The 19,006-nt window shown below is 65.5% G+C and carries 20 protein-coding genes; 9 read left to right on the plus strand and 11 right to left on the minus strand.

The annotated features are described in order from the left end of the window. Positions 1-37: 37 nt before the first annotated feature. Genes A5636_RS27600 through A5636_RS11545 form a run of 3 tightly spaced genes read right to left on the minus strand, consistent with a single transcriptional unit; the run spans position 38 to position 2,792 of the window. Positions 38-1,225 carry a PPE family protein gene (locus A5636_RS27600; RefSeq protein ID WP_065158767.1) on the minus strand — a complete coding sequence of 396 codons (1,188 nt, stop codon included), beginning with the start codon at positions 1,223-1,225 and terminating at the stop codon, positions 38-40. Positions 1,226-1,277: 52 nt separating this feature from the next. Further along, positions 1,278-2,462 carry a PPE family protein gene (locus A5636_RS11540; RefSeq protein WP_065158768.1) on the minus strand — a complete coding sequence of 395 codons (1,185 nt, stop codon included), beginning with the start codon at positions 2,460-2,462 and terminating at the stop codon, positions 1,278-1,280. Positions 2,463-2,492: 30 nt separating this feature from the next. Next, the gene (locus A5636_RS11545) at positions 2,493-2,792 is read right to left on the minus strand and encodes a PE family protein (RefSeq protein WP_065158769.1); all 300 of its coding nucleotides are present in this window, start codon (positions 2,790-2,792) and stop codon (positions 2,493-2,495) included. A gap of 327 nt (positions 2,793-3,119) precedes the next feature. On the opposite strand from A5636_RS11545, the gene A5636_RS11550 reads away from it, so the two are divergent. Then, positions 3,120-3,383, plus strand: a complete 264-nt coding sequence (locus A5636_RS11550) for a hypothetical protein (RefSeq protein WP_065158822.1) — start codon at positions 3,120-3,122, stop codon at positions 3,381-3,383. Here A5636_RS11550 and A5636_RS11555 read toward each other — a convergent pair whose 3' ends face one another. Together A5636_RS11555 and A5636_RS11560 are read right to left on the minus strand one after the other, a co-directional pair. Next, positions 3,384-4,079: a cutinase family protein gene (locus tag A5636_RS11555; protein ID WP_065158770.1), complete on the minus strand. Its 696-nt coding sequence runs from the start codon at positions 4,077-4,079 to the stop codon at positions 3,384-3,386. A gap of 71 nt (positions 4,080-4,150) precedes the next feature. Continuing rightward, positions 4,151-5,407, minus strand: coding sequence for a L,D-transpeptidase (locus A5636_RS11560; RefSeq protein WP_065158771.1), 1,257 nt, complete (start codon positions 5,405-5,407; stop codon positions 4,151-4,153). Between the two features lie 75 nt (positions 5,408-5,482). Between A5636_RS11560 and A5636_RS11565 the strand changes: the two genes are divergently transcribed. Then, on the plus strand, positions 5,483-6,304 hold the full coding sequence (locus A5636_RS11565) for a hypothetical protein (RefSeq protein ID WP_065158772.1): 822 nt from the start codon (positions 5,483-5,485) through the stop codon (positions 6,302-6,304). 17 nt (positions 6,305-6,321) lie between these two features. Further along, positions 6,322-7,104 (plus strand): DUF1906 domain-containing protein, encoded by a 783-nt coding sequence (locus A5636_RS11570; RefSeq protein ID WP_065158823.1) that lies wholly within the window; start codon positions 6,322-6,324, stop codon positions 7,102-7,104. A 102-nt stretch (positions 7,105-7,206) separates the two neighbouring features. Here A5636_RS11570 and katG read toward each other — a convergent pair whose 3' ends face one another. Continuing rightward, positions 7,207-9,447 (minus strand): catalase/peroxidase HPI, encoded by a 2,241-nt coding sequence (gene katG / locus A5636_RS11575; protein ID WP_065158773.1) that lies wholly within the window; start codon positions 9,445-9,447, stop codon positions 7,207-7,209. A 17-nt stretch (positions 9,448-9,464) separates the two neighbouring features. Next, a complete protein-coding gene (locus tag A5636_RS11580; protein WP_155763767.1) occupies positions 9,465-9,929 on the minus strand; it encodes a Fur family transcriptional regulator in 465 nt (154 codons plus the stop codon). A 156-nt stretch (positions 9,930-10,085) separates the two neighbouring features. On the opposite strand from A5636_RS11580, the gene A5636_RS11585 reads away from it, so the two are divergent. From A5636_RS11585 to A5636_RS11595, 3 genes are all read left to right on the plus strand, one after another. Continuing rightward, positions 10,086-10,949, plus strand: coding sequence for a cyclopropane mycolic acid synthase family methyltransferase (locus A5636_RS11585; RefSeq protein ID WP_065158774.1), 864 nt, complete (start codon positions 10,086-10,088; stop codon positions 10,947-10,949). Between the two features lie 88 nt (positions 10,950-11,037). Then, complete coding sequence (locus A5636_RS11590) at positions 11,038-11,319, plus strand: hypothetical protein (RefSeq protein WP_065158775.1); 282 nt, start codon at positions 11,038-11,040, stop codon at positions 11,317-11,319. A 104-nt stretch (positions 11,320-11,423) separates the two neighbouring features. Beyond that, entirely contained in the window at positions 11,424-12,092 is a 669-nt protein-coding gene (locus tag A5636_RS11595) for a class I SAM-dependent methyltransferase (RefSeq protein WP_065158776.1), read from the plus strand. Position 12,093: 1 nt separating this feature from the next. Here the strand turns inward: A5636_RS11595 and A5636_RS11600 are convergent, their stop codons facing one another. Genes A5636_RS11600 through A5636_RS11610 form a run of 3 tightly spaced genes read right to left on the minus strand, consistent with a single transcriptional unit; the run spans position 12,094 to position 15,164 of the window. Further along, positions 12,094-13,170 carry a prenyltransferase gene (locus A5636_RS11600; RefSeq protein ID WP_065158777.1) on the minus strand — a complete coding sequence of 359 codons (1,077 nt, stop codon included), beginning with the start codon at positions 13,168-13,170 and terminating at the stop codon, positions 12,094-12,096. Further along, a complete protein-coding gene (locus tag A5636_RS11605) occupies positions 13,157-13,915 on the minus strand; it encodes a class I SAM-dependent methyltransferase (protein WP_065158778.1) in 759 nt (252 codons plus the stop codon). The genes A5636_RS11600 and A5636_RS11605 overlap by 14 nt, the downstream gene beginning before the upstream one ends. After that, entirely contained in the window at positions 13,902-15,164 is a 1,263-nt protein-coding gene (locus tag A5636_RS11610) for a glycosyltransferase family 4 protein (protein ID WP_065158779.1), read from the minus strand. The genes A5636_RS11605 and A5636_RS11610 overlap by 14 nt, the downstream gene beginning before the upstream one ends. A gap of 286 nt (positions 15,165-15,450) precedes the next feature. Here A5636_RS11610 and A5636_RS11615 point away from each other — a divergent pair, with 286 nt between their 5' ends. The 3 genes from A5636_RS11615 (at position 15,451) to A5636_RS11625 (ending at position 18,269) form a co-directional block, all read left to right on the plus strand. Further along, positions 15,451-16,260, plus strand: a complete 810-nt coding sequence (locus tag A5636_RS11615) for a lysophospholipid acyltransferase family protein (RefSeq protein WP_172827212.1) — start codon at positions 15,451-15,453, stop codon at positions 16,258-16,260. A 1-nt stretch (position 16,261) separates the two neighbouring features. Next, positions 16,262-16,696 carry a hypothetical protein gene (locus A5636_RS11620; protein ID WP_065158781.1) on the plus strand — a complete coding sequence of 145 codons (435 nt, stop codon included), beginning with the start codon at positions 16,262-16,264 and terminating at the stop codon, positions 16,694-16,696. 184 nt (positions 16,697-16,880) lie between these two features. Beyond that, positions 16,881-18,269: a PPE family protein, SVP subgroup gene (locus A5636_RS11625; RefSeq protein ID WP_065158782.1), complete on the plus strand. Its 1,389-nt coding sequence runs from the start codon at positions 16,881-16,883 to the stop codon at positions 18,267-18,269. Positions 18,270-18,317: 48 nt separating this feature from the next. Here the strand turns inward: A5636_RS11625 and A5636_RS11630 are convergent, their stop codons facing one another. Then, positions 18,318-19,001 (minus strand): cutinase family protein, encoded by a 684-nt coding sequence (locus A5636_RS11630; RefSeq protein ID WP_081287733.1) that lies wholly within the window; start codon positions 18,999-19,001, stop codon positions 18,318-18,320. Between the last annotated feature and the right edge of the window lie 5 nt (positions 19,002-19,006).

The following is a 19,006-nucleotide window of genomic DNA, read 5'->3' on the forward strand; positions in this document are numbered from 1 at the left end:
GAAGCGATGGAAATTCGCGAGCTCGACTCGACCGGCGCTAACCGGCCGCCGGCGGTCGCGTCATGAAGGTCAACCGGTGCCCGTAGGCGGGATTTCTACGACCGTTGCCGGCGTTGACGAATTGCCCGAATGGCGGGGCGACCGGCATATTGCCGGCGGCGGCACCTTCCGCGGCGGCCGGGATCGAACTGACGTTACTGACGGCGGTGGCTCCGGGTCCGGCCGCGGCATTCGCCGAGGTCCAGCTTGCGGGGACCGACAACCCGCCGATCGGCACCCCGCGTCCCACACCGGCTGCCACGCTGCCGACCTTCGTACCGAGGTGGCCGGCCGCCGATCCCGCGGCCTGCGCCGCACCCGCAGCCGCCTTTGCGGTCGGCGCCATGTTGTTCATGAAAGTGGTGATGGCGACGGCACCACTGCTGACTCGACCGAAGCCCTGGCCGGACTGGAACACCGCCACGATCGACGAGATATATGGCGAGATGTACTTGCTGTACAGCCGCGTGATGTCGTTCAGCGGCGTGTTGGCCGTCAGCCACTGGTCGATCGCCGGACCGTTGATCGGCGACGACAGGGTGTCGAGCACGTCGGCCACCCGGGTGTTCACCTGTCCGGTGACATTCATGACGTTGCCGAGGCCGTCGTTGTACTGCGACTTCAACACCGCCGTCGCCTGGTCGATCGCGGCGTACGGATCCGCCACGTCGGACGGCTCCGGGAGCTCGACCAACTCGGTCGCGGCTGCTGAGTTGCCGGCATAGGCGTACATCGCCGCAGCGTCCTGGGCCCAGAATTCGGCGTACTGGGCCTCGGTCGCCGCTATTGCCGGGGTGTTCTGGCCCAGGAAGTTTGTCGCGACCAGCATCGCCAGCAGTGCGCGGTTAGCCTCGATCGCTGGCGGCGGAACCGTTGCCCCAAACGCGGCCTCGTAGGCGGCAACGGCCGCGAACGCCTGGCTCGCGGTCTGCTCAGCCTCCACAGCGGCGTCGTCCAGCCAGGTGATGAACGGCGTTACGGCGGCGAGCAGTGATGCCGACGAGGGCCCCAGCCACGGGCCACTGGTCAGCTCGGTGACCACCGCACGGTGGCCGGACGCCGCAGCTTGCAGGTCAGCGGCCAGTCCGCTCCACGCTGCCGCGGCAGCCAGCAACGGACTCGATCCGGGACCGGCGTACATCCGCCCGGAATTGATCTCGGGCGGCAACAAGCCGTAGTCAACCATTGCTTTCCCCTCGTGTTGACGTCAGCCAACAGCCCCTGCGGTGGTCCGGCCCTCAGCCGGCGGCCGGTGGCTTCGCCATGACGGAAGGCTTGAAACCGTAGGTCGGTTGATTGCGGCCGTAGCCGCCGTTGACGAACTGCCCGAAGGGCGGAGCCATCGGGAAGCTGTTCCCTTCCGCCGCAGCCGGTATCGCCGAAGCGATACCGGGATTCGTGGTGGCCTGCCACGGGACCCAGTGGGAGGGAACGGAGAGGCCGCCGATCGGCACCGCCTTGCCCAGACCCGCTGCCACGCTGCCGACCTTGGATGCCACACCGCCCGCGGCCGACCCGGCAGCCTGTGCCGCGGCCCCGGCCGCCGAAGCCGCACCCTCGGCCGCCTTGGCCGCCGACGCGGCGGGTTTGGCGAAGTTGGCCATGGCGGTAAGGCCGTTACTGACCTGCCCGAATGACTGCGTCGACTGGATCATCGCCGCAAGCGAGTTCACGTACGGCGAGAGGTACTTGCTGTACAGCGAGACCACGTCATCCAAGGGGGTGTTGGCCATCAGGAACTGGTCGATCGCGGAGCCGTTGATCGGCGTCGACAGCGTCTTCAGCACGTCACTGACCCTCGGATTGATCTGCGACATAACGTTATTGATGTTGGTGTAGACGCTGTTGTACTGGGCCTTGACGACCGCAATGCCCTGGTCGGCCACTCCCAGCGGGTCCGCCACTTCGGCCGGGGCGGGCAATTCCGCCAACTGGGCAGCTGACGCCGACCGGCTGGCGTAGGTATACATCGCGCCGGAGTCCTGAGCCCAGAATTCGGCGTACTGCGCCTCGAGTTGCGCGATCGCCGCACTGTTCTGACCCAGCAGGTTCGTGGTCACGAGCTCCTGCAACTGGGCACGGTTAGCAGCAATCAACGGCGGCGGGACGCTGGCCGCGAACGCCGCCTCGTAGGCGGCCACGGCCGCGCTGGCCTGGCTGGCTGCCTCGCCGGCTTGCTCGGCACTGGTCTCCAGCCAGGTGATGAACGGACTCACGCTCGCCAGCAGCTTCGCCGACGCCGGCCCCAGCCACGGCCCGCTGGTCAAGGCGGTGACCACCGCGCGGTGACCTGACGCCGCGGCTTGTAGGTCAGCGGCCAATCCACTCCAGGCGGTGGCAGCCGACAATAGCGATCCCGCACCCGGACCGGCGTAAATGCGCCCGGAATTGATCTCGGGTGGCAGCAGGGCGTAGTCGACCATTGCTCTTTATCCCCTAATCCGGTGGTGCGCTCAGTGGGCAGCCGCGGCGTTGGCGGCTTCGGTCTCCGCATAGGAACCCGCGCTGGTCGCCAGCGTGGCCGTCAGCGCCGCTTGGATCTGGGCCGCCCGCGCGTGAAGTTCCTGGAAGCGCGCGGCATGGGTGGCGAACTGCGCTGCGGTCAGGATCGAAACCTCGTCAGCGGCCGCAGGAACGACACCCGTCGTAGGCCCGGCCGCGGCCGCGTTGCCGACCGTCAGGGCGGCACCAAGTGACCGCAGGTTGCTCGCGGCCGCGGCAAGGTGCTCTGGATATGTGCGGACGAAAGACATATGGTTCCTCCAACGAGCGGCTGGGACGTGCGCTCGGCTCAAACACTTCGATGTGTTGCCGTTGTCTTGAACGGTATTGACCGTGCATCGGTGCGTTCACGCGCTTGATTCCTCCGAATAGGCTCTGAGCTGGTAATTCGTCAACATTCACCTTGATTTTTTGTCATAGGCACTTCATAGGAATTACGCAGAGTCCGGGCAGATCCCCGGCGGATAATCCGGCGCCCCAGCACTGCCGACGGCCGGTGTGCAGCCCGCTTCACCCGGTTGACCGAGGCGTGTCAGGTATGTGACCTCATTGCGACGGCGGCAAAGGACGCTGATCTCATGACGGTGCTGATCGTGGGCTGCGCGCTGGGAATGGCGCTGTGCATCGGGTATCAGTGGGGCCGGCGCACCGACCCGCAACCCGTGACCCAGAACGGCCGGAAGGTCTGGAAGATCAGGACAAGCCGAGTGGCTATCGGCAGGCTCGCTGTGCAGCTGGCCGCCCTGGTGATTTCCCGTCGCATCCACCGCATGCTCTTGGTGCGGGCCCCGCTCCCCGCCGCCCTCGGCGGTTGGGCGGCGCTGCGGTCGCGGCTCAGATAGTCAGAGCTTGCCGGCGACGAAGTCGGCAGCTTGGTTGGCCATGCCCGCATCGACGTAGGCACTGGCCAGGTGCTGCGGCCAATTCTCTTTCCAGGTGTTGGGGTCAGCCGGGTTGCACACCGGATCGGCACCGTGACAGAGCTCGATGGTCCGGTCGTTGTAGACCGGGCTGAAGTTGGTGATCGGTCCCACCCACTGCATTCCGTTGCCGAACAACGCAACCGCGGCGATGTGCTGGTCGCTGCCGTCAGGTAGCGGGCTGTCGAAGCCGAACGCAGACATCGGCACGGCGAGCACCACGTCGGTGACCGCTGCACCCAGCGAGTACCCGCCCAACACGAGACGAGTGTTCGGGCAGCTGTTCACCATGTATTGAACGTGCCGGCTCATGTCGTTGGCGCCGATATCAACCTCGGTGTCGGCGGGGTACTTCACGGCATAAGTGCTCATGCTCCGCCCCCCGATCTTGGACCGCAGCGAACTGATGAAGGCGTTGCCCAGCGTTCCCGGCCCCGCAGACTCGAAACGACCGCGGGCGAAGACGACGTCGACGTCCGAGCAACTCGCGGCCGCCACCCGCCCCGGCGCACCGGGCGTGCCCGGTGGGAGCGTCACACCGGACAGGAAGAGCACGGCCGCCGGCACGAAGGCGGCGATGCCACGAACAACAAGTTTGCGGGCGGCGAGAGGATGCACAGCAAGATGGTAGCCATTACCGAGCGCCGCTCACGCGGGGTTGGCAACAAATTTTCATCACTTCAGCGACGTCACGGAACCTGCAGCGCACTGCCTTTGCGCCACTGCTCCCAACTCAACGTCCAGTCGCCGTTCTGCTCGGGCTGCAGGGGTTGTCCACCGCTGTTGCGGACCTCCACAACATCGCCGGGTACCGAAAAGTCGTAGAACCACTTCGCGTTCTCGCCGTTGAGGTTCAGGCAGCCGTGTGAGGTGTCGGTGTGCCCTTGCGCCCATACCGTCGAGTCCAGCTGGTGCAGATAGATGCCGTCGATACTGATCCGCGTGGCGTAATTGATCGTTTCCCGATATCCCAGCCGGGAGTTCTTGGGTAGACCGAATGTCGAGGAGTCCATCACCACCGGGTTGGCCTTGTCCAGCACCGTGTAGACACCCGGTGGTGTCCAGAACGACAGGGTCCGCCCGCCGACCGTCTCGGTTCCGCCCATACCCATGGACGTGGGCATGGTGCGGACCAGCTTCCCGTTGTCAAAGACGCTGATCAACTTGGTGGCATCGTCGGCGATGGACACGTGGGCGTCGCCGATCCGGAACGATACGCGGCTGTCTTCTTGCCCAAAAAGGCCTTCGCCCACCGGAATTCCGTAGATTTTGGCCTCGGCGGTGACGGTGGTGCCCGGTGCGTAGTACCGCTCCGGCCGCCAGTGGGCATGCTGGTCGTCCATCCAGTACCAGGAGCCCTGCACGGCGGGATCGGTAGTCACCGTCAGGCGCCGCTCGGCGGCCGCACGGTCGGCGATCGGCTCGTCGAAGTGCGCGACTATGACGGTACCGACGCCGTAGGTGCCGCCCTCGCGCAGCGCAGCCTCCGACGTCGTGGTGAAGGCTACCTTGGTCTGGTTCGACGGACGCACCGTGGAGAACGACGAAACTTGGGTGTTCTCAACACCATTGGGTCCGCGGCTGATGACGGTGAGGGTGTAGGTGCGGGCATAGCCCAACGCAGTGGTGGGCTTCCAGACGGTGTTGTCCGGGGTCATCACACCGTCGACAGGTTTGCCGGCGTCGTTGACCATGCGCACCTCGGCCAGAGTTCCGGTGTCCGCTTTGACCTCTACCTGCGTAACGGGTTGTACGTCGTGCGCATCGGCACCGGGTGTGATGCTGACCTGGGCGGGACCAGCGGCGGTGTGTGACGCGTCGGTACAACGGCCCTGCGCGCACCGCAGGTGGGACGCGAGTTGAACCGCGCCGATCACGCCGATCAGGACGAGCAGACACAACAGAAGTTGGCGGCGGCGGCCCTGAAGGAACGAATTGGTTTTCATCACGGCGTTAGGTAGCCCTCCACCCGCGCTTCGAAACAGTTGCATTACTCACCCGATCGGGGGCGATCATGACGTATGGCCGACGACGAACTCGACTCGCTGTACTGGGCGCCGCCGCAGGAGTTCACCGCCGAGCGCACGAGACTGGCGAAAGCGGCCAAGGGACGCGCAGACGCGGCGGCCGCGAAACAAATCTCGGCCGCTCGCCGACCAACCACGGCCGCGTGGGTGGTCAATCGGCTGGCGATAGGGCACCCGGATGCCGTTTCGCGCATGGCCGAACTCGGCGACAGTCTGCGGGATGCGCACTCGGCCATGGACGGCGTTCAGATCCGGGAGTTGTCCACCCGGCAACACCGTCTGATCAACGGACTCACCCGGGTCGCCTTCGACGCGGCCGAGCTGAAAAACCCGTCGGCCGGGGTGCGTGACGACGTGGCCGGCACTCTGCAAGCCGCTATCGCCGACCCCGAGGTCAGAGCGCGGCTGGGCCGGCTGGCCAAGGCTGAACAGTGGTCGGGGTTCGGCGATTTCGGCGATGCGGCCGCGGTGTCGACAGCGACACGAAGCAGTGAGCCGAAGTCCCCGCCGAAAGCGAAGCCGGATAAGCCGGATAAACGGGATAAAGATGCCGGGGCGGCACGTCGGCAGCGGGAAAAGCTGACCGCCGCGCTCGCCGCCGCCGAGCGCGCCGAGGCCAAGGCCGATCGGGTGCTGTCCGAGCAGCAGGACCGGCGGGACGCCGCCCGACAGCGTCGCGATGAAGCGCTACAGAATCTGCGCGCGGCAGAGCGTGAGCTGAGCGCCGAAGAGGGTCGGTATCAGGCAGCGCAGGAACGCAGCCAGGCTGCCGCCGAGGCAACAGAACAGGCCAGGGCTCGGCTCAAGCAGGGATGACGCGTTACCATCGCGCGATGCATGACTCGGCAGCGCATCACGCCCCCGGTTCTGTTTCCCGCCGCGAGGTTTTCCGCTACGCACTGGCGCCGGTATTGCTCGGCGCACTACCACTGGCCGCAGCGGTCAGCCCGCCGCCCGCATCGGCAGCGGCCACCCGGCTGATCGATTTCGCCGAGCGCCGGATCGCGCCCGAGGAGATCAAAGCGGCGGGCTACGACGGAGTGGTGAACTATGTGTCCGAAGCGCGGCCCGGGTCCAACTTCGAGGCGAAACCCATCACCCGCCAGTACGCGGACTCGCTGCGCGCAGCGGGTTTGCACATCGTCAGCAACTTTCAGTACGGCAAGCCGGGTTGGCCCGACCCGTCCGACTACACCCGCGGGTACGACGGGGGAGTGGCAGACGCGAAGACGGCGCTGAACCTGCACAACGCCGCCGGCGGCACGCCATCGGCGCCGATCTTCTTCAGCGTCGACGACGACATCGACCGCAACGTCTGGAATGACGTTGCGGTGCAATGGTTCCGGGGTATCAACTCGGTGCTCGGTGTCGGCCGCACCGGTATCTACGGACATGCCAGGGCATGCGGATGGGCGATCGGCGACGGCGTCATCGGCAACTCCACCACCCCGGGCCATCGGTGGGCATGGCAGACGAGAGCATGGTCGAACGGGCAGCGCGAACCGGCGGCGGTGCTGTATCAGGGGGTGCTCGACGGCCCGGTCCTGGGCGGGATACACATCGACGTCGACGACGTCCTGGCCGCTGACTTCGGGCAGTGGGACCTGCAACGGTAGGCACGGTCGAACGACGAACAGGCCGGTCGAACGACAACACCCCGGTCGAACGACAACACCCCGCGAGCACGCGGCTCGCGGGGTGTTCGTCAGCTGAGCCGACTACTTGAGATCGAACCGGTCGTTGTTCATCACCTTGACCCACGCCGCGACGAAGTCCTCGACGAACTTGCCCTTGTTGTCGTCCTGCGCGTACACCTCGACGAGCCCGCGCAACACCGAATTCGAGCCGAACACAAGGTCATTGGCGGTCGCGGTCCACTTCGGCGCACCCGTGGCACGATCCACGCCCTCGTAGACGTTCTCCGCTGTCTCCGACGCCTTCCATTCGGTACCCATGTCGAGCAGGTTGACGAAGAAGTCGGTGGTCAACGCGCCTGGCTGTTCGGTGAACACGCCGTGCTTGGATCCGCCATGGTTGGCACCCAGCACACGCAGACCGCCGATCAGCACCGTCAATTCCGGCGCGGTCACACCCAGTAAGTAAGCCCGCTCCAGCAGCAGTTGCTCGAGCGGAGCCTTCTCGCCGGGACGCATGTAGCTGCGGAAGCCGTCAGCCTGCGGCTCGAGCACCGCAAACGATTCCACGTCGGTGGTTTCCTGGGTGGCGTCGGTGCGGCCCGGCGCGAAGTGCACCGAGATCTCATAGCCTGCGTCTTTGGCCGCCTTCTCGACTGCCGCGGACCCGGCCAGCACGATCACGTCGGCCAACGAGATCTTCTTTCCGCCGGACGCCGCGCCGTTGAAGTCCTGCTGAATCTGCTCCAGCACCGGCAGCACCTTGTCCAGCTCGGAGGGCTCGTTGACCTCCCAACTGCGTTGCGGCTCAAGCCGGACGCGTGCCCCGTTCGCACCGCCCCGCTTGTCGGTGTTGCGGTAGCTGGCCGCCGACGCCCACGCGGTTTTGACCAGCTGCGGCACCGACAGACCGGAGTCGAGCACCTTGGCTTTGAGCGCCGCGATGTCCTGCTCGTCGACCAGTTCGTGGTCGACGGCGGGCACCGGGTCCTGCCACAACTGTGGTTCGGCCGGAAGCCACGGGCCTAGGTAGCGGGAGATGGGGCCCATGTCACGGTGCAGCAGCTTGTACCACGCCTTGGCGAAGGCTTCGGCCAGCTCTTCGGGGTTCTTCAACCAACGGCTCGTGATCTCGCGGTAGATCGGGTCTTCGCGCAGCGAGACGTCGGTGACCAGCATGGTCGGATTCCGTCCCGGGCCGCCGAACGGATCGGGGATCGTGCCGGCGCCGGCACCGTCCTTGGCGGTGAACTGCCAAGCCCCCGCCGGGCTCTTGGTCAGCTCCCACTCGTAGCCGTACAGCGTCTCCAGGAAGCTGTTGTCCCACTTCGTCGGCGTCGGGGTCCACACCACCTCCAAGCCGCTGGTGATGGCGTCTTTGCCCGCACCGCTGCCGTAGGCGCTCTTCCAGCCCAGGCCCTGCTGCTCGATCGGGGCACCCTCAGGCTCGGGTCCCACCAGTTCCGCGTCGCCGGCGCCGTGCGTCTTTCCGAAGCTGTGTCCGCCCACGATCAACGCGGCGGTCTCCTCGTCGTTCATGGCCATCCGGCCGAACGTCTCGCGGATGTCGTGCGCCGCGGCAATCGGGTCCGGCTTGCCCTCTGGGCCTTCCGGATTCACATAGATCAGGCCCATGGTGGTCGCACCGTAGGGTTGCGCGAGCTTGCGCTCGCCCGAGTAGCGCCTGTCGGTGCCCAGCCAGGTGTCCTCTTCGCCGAAGAGAATTTCTTCCGGCTCCCAGACGTCCTGGCGGCCGAATGCGAACCCAAATGTCTTGAATCCCATCGACTCCAGCGCCACGTTCCCAGCCAAGACCAGCAGGTCGGCCCAGGAGATCTTGTTTCCGTACTTCTTCTTCACCGGCCACAGCAGCCTGCGTGCTTTGTCCAGGCTGGCGTTGTCCGGCCAGCTGTTGAGCGGCGCGAAGCGCTGCAGGCCCTGGCCGGCGCCGCCGCGACCGTCAAAGATGCGGTAGGTACCGGCCGCGTGCCAGCTCATCCTGATGAACAGACCGCCGTAGTGGCCGTAGTCGGCCGGCCACCAGTCCTGCGATGTGGTCATCAACGACACCAGGTCGGCCTTGAGTGCGTCGGTGTCCAGCTTGGCGAATTCGGCGGCGTAGTCGAAGTTTTCGCCCAGCGGGTTGGCTTGGGGGTAGTGCGGGTGCAACTTGGCGACGTCGACCTGGTTGGGCCACCAGTCCTGGATGGTGCGGGGCGTGTCCGACGCCGGCTTGGGCGAGGGAATCGCCGGGTTTTCGCTCTCGCTGGTGCTGGCCGAATTGTCGGGGTGGGGTGGGCGGCTATCGGACGTATCGGATGACACTGCATTCCTTCCGGGTGTTAGTGAATCGGGCTGCGATCACGGCTGTGATCAGGATCAGAACAGTCGGGGCACAGGCCCCAATAGATGACTTCGGCCTCATCGAGAACGAAACCATCCAAGACGTTGTTGTCGTCTGACGGTGTCAGGCATGGGGTATCGCCCACCGCGCAATCGATGTCGGCGATCACCCCGCACGAGCGGCAGACGACGTGGTGGTGGTTGTCGCCGACCCGGGATTCGTACCGGGCTACCAAGCCCGAGGGCTGTATGCGCCGGACCAGACCAACCGACGTCAGCACATTCAGTACGTCGTACACAGCTTGGCGGGACACGTCCGGCAGAGCTTGCCGCACCTTCGAGAAGATGGTCTCGGTGTCGGCGTGCGGATGAGCACGCACAGCCTCCATCACTGCGACCCGGGGTCGCGTCACCCGCAAATCCGCCATACGCAACTGCGTGGCGTCATCCTGGGCTGAGGACACAAGGACCTATATTTCGCCCCAGTTTGGAGTCAGTCAAGACTTTGTCTCGAACGGAGGGCGTTTGGTCTGGCTTGCGGTGGGAATCCTGCTGCGAGCCGGCGTCCGGGCACGCGGCGATGTCGAGCAGCCTCGGGCCAGGAAGGCGTACCCGCGCACATGTCACAGCGATTGACGCCGCATTTTGCCGACGTGCAGGCACATTACGACTTGTCAGACGACTTTTTCCGCCTGTTCCTCGACCCCAGCCAGACATACAGCTGCGCCTACTTCGAGCGCGACGATATGTCACTGGAAGAGGCTCAGCTGGCCAAGATCGATCTGTCGCTGAGCAAGCTGGGTCTGGAACCGGGAATGACGCTGTTGGACATCGGCTGCGGTTGGGGTGCAACCATGTGTCGCGCGATCGAGAAGTACGACGTTAACGTCGTGGGTCTCACCCTGTCCAAGAACCAGGCCGCTCACGTGCAGCGGACCTTCGACCGCCTGGCCACCCCGCGGAACCGGCGGGTGCTGTTGCAGGGCTGGGAGGAATTCGACGAGCCTGTCGATCGCATCGTGTCCATCGGCGCATTCGAACATTTCGGCCACGACCGCTACGACGACTTCTTCGGCCTGGCCGACAAACTGCTGCCGGCGGACGGGGTGATGCTGCTGCACACCATCACCGGGCTCACCATGAAGCAGCTCACCGAATCCGGACTGCCCATCTCGATGGAACACATCCGCTTCGTCAAGTTCATCGTCACCGAGATCTTCCCCGGCGGACGCCTGCCATCGGTGGACATGGTGGCGGAGCACTCGGCGAATGCCGGTTTCGCGTTGACGCGCCGGCAATCACTGCAACCGCATTACGCCAAGACCCTCGATATCTGGGCGCAGGCCTTGGCGATGCACCGAGACGAAGCGATTGCCATTCAAAGCCAGGCAGTCTACGAGCGGTACACGAGATACCTGGCCGGCTGCGCCGAGGCGTTCCGGGTCGGCTATATCGACGTCAACCAGTTCACGCTGCAGAAGTAACGCTGGGCACCTTCGATCGGGAAGGGCCGCGTTTCAGAAACCGCGCGGCGGTGTATAGATAGCTACGAATCCGACTTGGGAAAGGGCCATGATGAAGCGCTTTGCACCTGCCATGATTGCCGTCGCCGCGCTGATGTTCAGCGGGTGTTCGGCTTCAGAAGTCGTTAATACCGGTGGTGACACCAAGTGCAAAGACTTCACCTCTCAGGACGAGAAGAAGCAGAGCGAAGAAATCAGCAAGATGCTCAAAGACAAGAACGGTGCTGAACCGAGTTCGATGGAGATCAGCGCGACTCGGCTGTCGGCCCAGACGTACTGCCAGACGGTGGGTAAGCCGGACAGCAAGATCTCCGAGGCACCGCACGGCTGAGCGCGGCGCCGGACGGCTGTCCAGGAAGGGCGGACCGCGGCGGGATCCAGCAAGGACGGCGACCGCAGTGTCGGCGCTGTCGGCGGGACCGATAAGTTCGGCTGATGGGCGATAACCACACCTCGACTGAGCGCCTGTTCGCGCTTGCCGAACAGGTTCAGGGCTTCATGCCCGGTGACGAGGGCCAGGCGCTCTACGAGGCCGCCCAACGCTTCCTGAACGGCGGCGTCGGGGTCGAAATCGGCACCTATTGCGGGAAGTCCACCTTGGTGCTGGGCGCGGCGGCACAGGAGACCGCGAGCGTGCTGTACACGGTCGACCACCACCATGGGTCCGAGGAGCACCAGGCGGGCTGGGAGTACCACGACGCTTCATTGGTGGACGAGGTCACCGGTTTGTTCGATACGTTGCCGACTTTTCGCCGGGCGTTGGACGCCGCCGGAATCGACGACCACGTGGTCGCGATCGTCGGCAGGTCGCCGGTCGTCGCCCGGGGTTGGCGCTCACCGTTGCAGTTCCTGTTCATCGACGGCGGCCACACCGAGGCGGCCGCTGCCCGCGACTTCGACGGCTGGGCGAAGTGGGTGAGCCGGGGTGGGGGACTGGTCATTCACGACGTGTTCCCCAATCCCGCTGACGGCGGTCGCGCGCCGTTTCAAATCTATTGCCGTGCACTGGATTCAGGCCAGTTCCGGGAGATCGCGGCGACGGGTTCGCTGCGGGTCCTGGAACGGGTAGCGGGCGAGGCCGGAGAGCCGGTCCAACCGGTCTAGGTCACCGCCCCGGTCGGGTAGACACGCATTCGCAGTCGAAGTCGGTCTGCAGACCGACCGGGAGCCCGGCACCGCGGAAGATGCCGCTGCCCGGCGTCGTGTCGGACAGCGCATCAGCCGCCAAAATCACGGCCGCGCCCGTCCACGTGGTGCGCTCCTCGGGCCACCGCTTGCCGTCGGCGAACACCAAACCCGTCCAGTAGGAACCGTCCTTTTCGCGCAGGTGTTGCATCGCGCTGAATTGCCGGTGCGCCGCTGACCGCTGGCCCATGGCATCGAGGGCCATGACCAATTCGCATGTCTCGGCGCCGGTGACCCACGGCCGGTCAACCACACAGCGGATACCGAGTCCGTCGACCACGAAACTGTCCCAGCGCTGGGCAATCCGGGCCTCGGCCACCGGACCCCGCAGTGCACTACCCAAAATGGGGTAGTACCAGTCCATTGAGTAGCGGTCCTTCTCGCTGAAAGCTTCGGGGTGCGCGACGATCGCGTGGCCCAGCCGACCCAGTGCCAACTCCCACTCCGGCTGCGGTTCACCGATCAGCGCGGCGAGCGCCAGCGCGCAGCGGATGCTGTGGAATATGCTGGCGCACCCCGTCAGGAGCGCTTCGGTCAGCGGACCGGTTTCGCTTCGCGCCCAGCCGATCTCACCGTATCCGGTCTGCAAATCGATGACGAAGTCGATTGCCCGCTGCACCACCGGCCACATCGTGGCCGCGAAGGCCTCGTCACCGGTGACCAGTACGTGGTGCCACACACCTGTGGCGATGTAGGCGCAGAAGTTGCTGTCGCTGTTGGCATCTTCGATGACACCCGCACGCAGCTGAATGGGCCAGGAGCCGTCGGGCCGCTGCGTACGACGAGACCATTCGTACGCGGCCCGCGCCGGCTCTTGCAGTCCGGCCGCGGTCAGGGCCATCGCGCTTTCCACGTGATCCCAGGGGTCGGTGTGACCTCCGGCGAACCAGGGAAGGGCACCCGATGGCTCCTGCGCGGCGGCAATCGACAACGCGGTCTGTCGGCACTGCTCGGGGGTCAGGACTCCCGCAACGGCCGGCGCACTATCCCGAAGCAACTGAATACCTCTGCGGCACTTCGTCTTTCGCTGCCTGCGGCTTGGTGAAATACATCGCGATGCTCTTGCCTACCAACGGGTTCAGTACGCGCTCAGCGAGTTGGGTGACCCTGGGTCGCTGCATCAGGTCCCAGACCAACAGCTTGTGATAGGCCGTTACCGCGGGATGGTCGTTCTTCGATGGCCCCACTGCGCATTTGAGCCACCAGAACGGCGAGTGCAGGGCATGGGCGTGATGGGTGCGAGTCAATTCCATTCCACGGCCGGCGATTTTGTCGCGCAATTCGGAAGCCCGGTAAATGCGGACGTGCCCGCCCACATTGCTGTGGTACTCCTCGGACAACAACCAGCAGACCCGCTCGGGCAGCCAGCGGGGCACGCTGACGGCCAGGGTGCCCCCAGGTCTCAGCACGCGGATGAGTTCGGCGATGGCGCCATCGTCTTCGGGGATGTGCTCCAAGATTTCCGAGGCGATAACACAGTCGAACGTTTCGTCGGAGTAGGGCAGGTTGAGCGCATCGCCGCGAACGACCTTCGCTGATGCGCTCGCCGGCGCCTCACCGGTCTCGGCCATGGCCTGCAACAGGGTGTCGACAGCCCGCAATTCAGCGGCATTCTGGTCGAAGGCGACCACATCAGCACCCCGCCGATACGCCTCGAAGGCATGCCGGCCGGCGCCACATCCCACGTCGATCACGGTGGTGCCCGGGCCGATGCCGAGGCGATCGAAATCAACTGTCAACATCGCGCGTCACCTTCCTACCGGCACCGCGGTCGATGGCCAGCTGGTAGACCCGCAAGGTTTGCGCGGCCACAGCTTCCCAGCTGAACACGTTGACCGCTCGGGCCCGCCCGGCGGCACCGAGGCTCCGACGCTTTTCGGGCGAATCGAGCAGCTTGCCGAGCGCCTCGGTCAACGCGTCGACGTCGGCAGGGGCTACCAACTCCGCGCAGGAACCGTCGGTGCCCAGGACTTCCGGTAGCGCGCCCACCCGGCTGGCAACAATCGGGGTGCCGCTGGCCATGGCTTCCACCGCCGGCAACGAAAACCCTTCGTACAGAGAAGGGATGCACGCAACCTCCGCAGAGGCGAACAATGCGGCAAGTTCTGCGTCGGTCAGCCCACTGGCGATGTGAACGATGTCGGAGATGCCCAACTCGGCGATCAGCTTGTGCGTAGGCCCGTTGGTTTCCACCTTGGCAACGAGCCGCAACTCGAGATCCCGGCTGGTACGCAGCTTGGCAACAGCGTGCAGCAACGTGCTGACACCCTTGAGTGGTGTGTCCGCACTGGCGATAGCCATCACCCGGCCCGGTTGGCGCGCAGCCGATCCCGGCTTGAACAGCTCGGTGTTCACCCCCAGCGGGACCACGTGCAGTTGGCCGGGGGCGACGCCGAAGTCGCTGACGATGTCGGCGGCCGACGACGACGAGACCGTCAGCAGGTCCGGGATCCGGCGAGCCACTTGCTTCTGCATGGTGGAGAACCCGTACCAGCGGTGCACCAACGGCTTTCGCCACCAGCGCGCCGCTGCGAGATCAAGCAGCCGGTCACGCGTGATGGGGTGGTGGACGGTCGCGACCACCGGCATTCCCGTCTCGGCGAGGGTGAGCAGGCCGGTGCCGAGGCTCTGGTTGTCGTGGACGACGTCGAATTCATCCGCCCGTTCCGCCAGTAACCGCGCCACACGCAGCGTGAAAGTGCGCGGCTCGGGAAAGCCCGCGGTCCACATCGTCGCAAGTTCCAGCAGATCAATCGAATCGCGGATCTCGCTGGGTCGGGGCACCCGGAACGGGTCCGGTTCGCGGTAGAGATCCAGACTGGGGACCTTGGTCAACCGCACCCGCGGATCGAGGAGTTCGGGATAAGGCTGGCCGGAGAACACCTCGACGTCATGACCGAGGTCCACCAGGCCGCGGCTGAGATGCCGCACGTAAACACCTTGCCCGCCGCAGTGGTCTTTACTCCGGTAAGACAGCAGAGCAATACGCATACCCAACCCTTCGCTGCCAGCGAGCCACCGCGGAACGCGCCTAGTGCATTGCAGTCAACGGCTCCACGAAGGCCGCGACAGCAAACTGGACATGTGTCCAGATGATAGTTCGGTCATCTAATCGATGCAAACGCAGCCCTGTGAAGCACCGTCGCAACAATAGCCGCCGCTCGAGTTGCCTCCGGTAACAGCCACCACGATCGGTGCTGCGGGCCGCTCCCAACCATTCGGGCGACACCGAGACGATCGTGATTAAAAGTTCGTTCTGCGGGTTAGTGTCAATCAGGTGAACCGGCAACGCCTTCCGAAGGAACTTCGCCACCGCGATCCCGAGTTCATTCGCGCCGTCCTGCCCCCGCTGTGGTTGGCGGCCACGGTGTGGTTCCGGGCCGAGGTGCACGGATTCGAGAACGTCCCAGACGAACCAGTGCTGTTCGTCGGGAACCACAGCGGTGGCGGCGCCACGCCCGACACATTCGTCTTCCTGCTCGCATACAACACCTACTTCACCGTCGAGGGGCGCCCGCTGTACGCGCTCGCCCACGACACAGTCACTGCCGCACCAGGCATCAGTGGATTGACCCGCAAGCTCGGCGTGGTTCCGGCCGCCAACTCTTTCGCCGAGCGCGTCTTCACCAGCGGCGGCTCGGCACTGGTATATCCCGGCGGCGACGTCGAAGCGTTGCGACCCTGGCGCGACCGCAACAAGATCGTCTTTTCGGGCCGCAAAGGTTTCCTGCGGTTGGCCCACAAATGCAATGTCAAGATCGTTCCGGTGGTGGCCACCGGCGGCCACGACACCTTGTTCGTCCTCAACGACGGCCGGCGCACCGCACGGTTGCTGCGGTTGGACAAACTGGCCCGGGTGAAGAGCATGCCATTGACACTGAGCATTCCGTGGGGCCTGTCACCGGTCCCGCTGCCACACTTTCCGTTTCCGGCCAAGATTCGCATGCAAGCGCTCGAGCCAGTGGATCTGCGGGAGCGGTACGGCGACGAACCGGATTGGGATCACGCCTATGACTACGTCACCAGCGTGATGCAGGTGGGACTGTCGAAACTGGCCAGCAAGACCGTCGTCCCGCTGGTGCGGTGAGATGACCCAGACCGTCACGGTTGCCCGCCATGTCCGCTGCCCTTTTAAGGAGGGCAGCAACTTCATCACGGACCCGCACCGGCTGATTCCCGAGATCTCGACCCTCAGCCGGTGCCGATTCGTCAAGGCGCGTGAAGATGGCGAGCTGTGGGACATCTACCTGGACGGGGGCACGATCCATCTCGGCGGCCGAGTACTGATCGCGCCACCGAAAGGGAGCCTGCTGAAATGGCGGTCCGTCCAGGGCATCCGGCATTCTTTCGCAGCGCTCGTCGAGCCGGACGGTGACGACAGCCGGCTCACGCTGAGCCTGACCTTCTCGACCAGAGGCTTGGGCATCGCCCGGCTCAGCGAATGGATCGGGCGCGGGCTGGTGAACCGCAATCTCGAGGCCATCGCCGAGGAAATTCGGCATCATCTCGAGTTCGAGAGATAATCTGCGGCACGGCCGGACGCAAGCCGGCAAAGCAAATGTGTGCTTTATTAGTAAAGGCTGTGGGAACGACCTGCCATAAGCGGGAGGTTGTTCTCGCCTAACATCGCGCCGGCAGTGGGGGCGGCGCACCGACCGTCTGCGTGCGGCCGAGCTGGCAGCCGCCCCTCCCGATCGGAGAACTGTGATGGACTTTTCGTCTTTGCCACCCGAGATCAACTCTGCGCTGATCTATGCGGGCCCTGGCTCCGGTCCGATGCTGGCCGCCGCCGCGGCCTGGGACGCCCTGGCGACGGAGTTGTTCTCGGCGGCGAGTGCGTATCAGTCGGTGATCGCCACGCTGACGGCCGGTCCGTGGATCGGTCCATCGTCGACTTTGATGGTCGCCGCGGCCGCGCCCTACGTGGCATGGCTGCAGGCGACGGCTCGGCAGGCAGAAGAGACCGCCGGTCACGCCACCGCTGCCGCGGTAGCCTACGAATCGGCGTTCGCCGAGACGGTGCCGCCGCCGGTGGTCGCGGCCAACCGCCTGCTGCTGATGACGCTGGTCGCCACCAATTTCTTCGGACAGAACACCCCGTTGATAGCGCTGACGGAAACCGAATATGCCGACATGTGGGCGCGGGATACGGCCGCCATGCAGGGCTATGCCGGTGCGTCGGCGCAGGCGACCACGCTCTCACCGTTCACCGAACCGGCGGCCAGCACTGACGCGACGGGCTTGGCCGAGCAGGCCAGCGTCGTCAGCCAGGCCGCCAACGCCGCCGCGGGCAATGCGCAAAGCACCGTGTCCAACGCCGCGCAAGCTTTCTCGGCGGTGCCGAACTCATTGACCAGCCTCGCGGCGCCGGCCGCCGCCACAGACGCGCTTAGCCCCATCGAGGCACTGAACATCCTGGGCGACCTGAGTGGAGTCTTCCTCGATCCAGGCATTGGAACCGCGGGCCTGTCGACTGATGCGGTGCTCGCCGGCGCGGCGCTGCCCTATGACATCAACGGCTACTTCGTCGGTCTGCACACCGACGACATCGTGAGCGGCTGGGCGGGAACCGAAAGCTGGCCGGGCTCGGCGCCGGTGCCCCCGACACCTTTCCCGGCAATCGCCAATGTCGGTTCGACGGCTGCGGCGGGCCTCGGCGAGGCCACGTCGGTGGGCGCGCTGTCGGTACCAGCCGGGTGGACCACGGCGGCGCCGGCGACCCGGCTGGCCGCACTGGCACTGCCCACCACCAGCGTGGCCGCCGCGGCGGAGGCGTCCGCGAGTGGTGCGGGAGCACTGTTCAGTCAGATGGCCCTGGCGGGTATGGCCGGACGCGCGATGGCGGGCACCGGGGGCGGCAGCGCCGGCGGCGGGCGAGCCCGGGCGCGCGTCGCGGCGACCAAGGCCGTAGCAGAGACTCACGAGGCCATTGACTCAATTGGCACCGAGGAGCCCACGACGACGCCGCCGGTCCCGGCCGGAGGCCCGATCACCAGCATCGCCGCCGAACTGCGTGAACTAGCCTCGCTGCGCGACGCGGGCATCCTCACCCAGGACGAATTCACCGAGCAGAAACGACGCCTGCTCGCTCCCTGAATCGTCGGCGATCGTTGGCGATCGTTGGCGATCGTTGGCGCGGGGCGACTACTTGATCCGGTTGGCCGCGAACGTGGCGGCCTGGTTGGTCATCCCGTTCTCGATGTAGGCCACGTGCGCCATGATGTTGCCGCCGCCGGTGCAGATCGGGTCGTCGGGAGCGCACTGACTGATGAGCTTGCCGCTGTAGAGCGGGTTGATGGTCGGCAGTGGACCGCCCCACAATGCGCTGGAGAATCCGCTGGACGGTTCGCCGAAGTAGGCCACCGCGGCGACGTGGTCGGCAACCGGGGCCGCCATCTGCGTGCTGGCCAGATTGATGACGGTCGCGCCCTGGGAATAGCCACCCAACACGATCTTGGTACTGGGACAACTGGCCACCGTGCCCTGAATGTGCGCGCTGGCGTCGTCGGCGCCGCTCGGCGCACTGTGGCGGTAGTCGTCGTTGGCCGGATAGTTGACCGCGTAGACCTCGACGGAACGGCCGGCGAGCTGCGAGGTGAGGTCGTCGACGAAGGCCTGACCGACGTTGCCCAGACCCGGCTCTTGGTGGGTTCCGCGGGCGAAAACGATCGAGACGTCGGTGCACGGATCCGCTGAGGCGGTCGGAGCTGCCATCGGCACGCTCGTCAGCGTCCACGTCGTCACGACTAAGACACCTAAGACACCTAAGACACCTAGGACACCAGCGAATAAGACACCAACGAAACGTGCGAGGCTGCGTGCGGTCATGTCCA

Source organism: Mycobacterium asiaticum (assembly GCF_001673315.1).
GTDB lineage: Bacteria > Actinomycetota > Actinomycetes > Mycobacteriales > Mycobacteriaceae > Mycobacterium > Mycobacterium asiaticum_B.

Coding starts and splice junctions, on each gene's coding strand:
- A5636_RS27600 (WP_065158767.1), bottom strand. CDS start 1,225: ATGGTTGACTACGGCTTGTTGCCGCCCGAGATCAATTCCGGGCGGATG.
- A5636_RS11540 (WP_065158768.1), bottom strand. CDS start 2,462: ATGGTCGACTACGCCCTGCTGCCACCCGAGATCAATTCCGGGCGCATT.
- A5636_RS11545 (WP_065158769.1), bottom strand. CDS start 2,792: ATGTCTTTCGTCCGCACATATCCAGAGCACCTTGCCGCGGCCGCGAGC.
- A5636_RS11550 (WP_065158822.1), top strand. CDS start 3,120: ATGACGGTGCTGATCGTGGGCTGCGCGCTGGGAATGGCGCTGTGCATC.
- A5636_RS11560 (WP_065158771.1), bottom strand. CDS start 5,407: ATGAAAACCAATTCGTTCCTTCAGGGCCGCCGCCGCCAACTTCTGTTG.
- A5636_RS11565 (WP_065158772.1), top strand. CDS start 5,483: ATGGCCGACGACGAACTCGACTCGCTGTACTGGGCGCCGCCGCAGGAG.
- A5636_RS11570 (WP_065158823.1), top strand. CDS start 6,322: ATGCATGACTCGGCAGCGCATCACGCCCCCGGTTCTGTTTCCCGCCGC.
- A5636_RS11585 (WP_065158774.1), top strand. CDS start 10,086: ATGTCACAGCGATTGACGCCGCATTTTGCCGACGTGCAGGCACATTAC.
- A5636_RS11590 (WP_065158775.1), top strand. CDS start 11,038: ATGATGAAGCGCTTTGCACCTGCCATGATTGCCGTCGCCGCGCTGATG.
- A5636_RS11595 (WP_065158776.1), top strand. CDS start 11,424: ATGGGCGATAACCACACCTCGACTGAGCGCCTGTTCGCGCTTGCCGAA.
- A5636_RS11605 (WP_065158778.1), bottom strand. CDS start 13,915: ATGTTGACAGTTGATTTCGATCGCCTCGGCATCGGCCCGGGCACCACC.
- A5636_RS11610 (WP_065158779.1), bottom strand. CDS start 15,164: ATGCGTATTGCTCTGCTGTCTTACCGGAGTAAAGACCACTGCGGCGGG.
- A5636_RS11620 (WP_065158781.1), top strand. CDS start 16,262: ATGACCCAGACCGTCACGGTTGCCCGCCATGTCCGCTGCCCTTTTAAG.
- A5636_RS11625 (WP_065158782.1), top strand. CDS start 16,881: ATGGACTTTTCGTCTTTGCCACCCGAGATCAACTCTGCGCTGATCTAT.
- A5636_RS11630 (WP_081287733.1), bottom strand. CDS start 19,001: ATGACCGCACGCAGCCTCGCACGTTTCGTTGGTGTCTTATTCGCTGGT.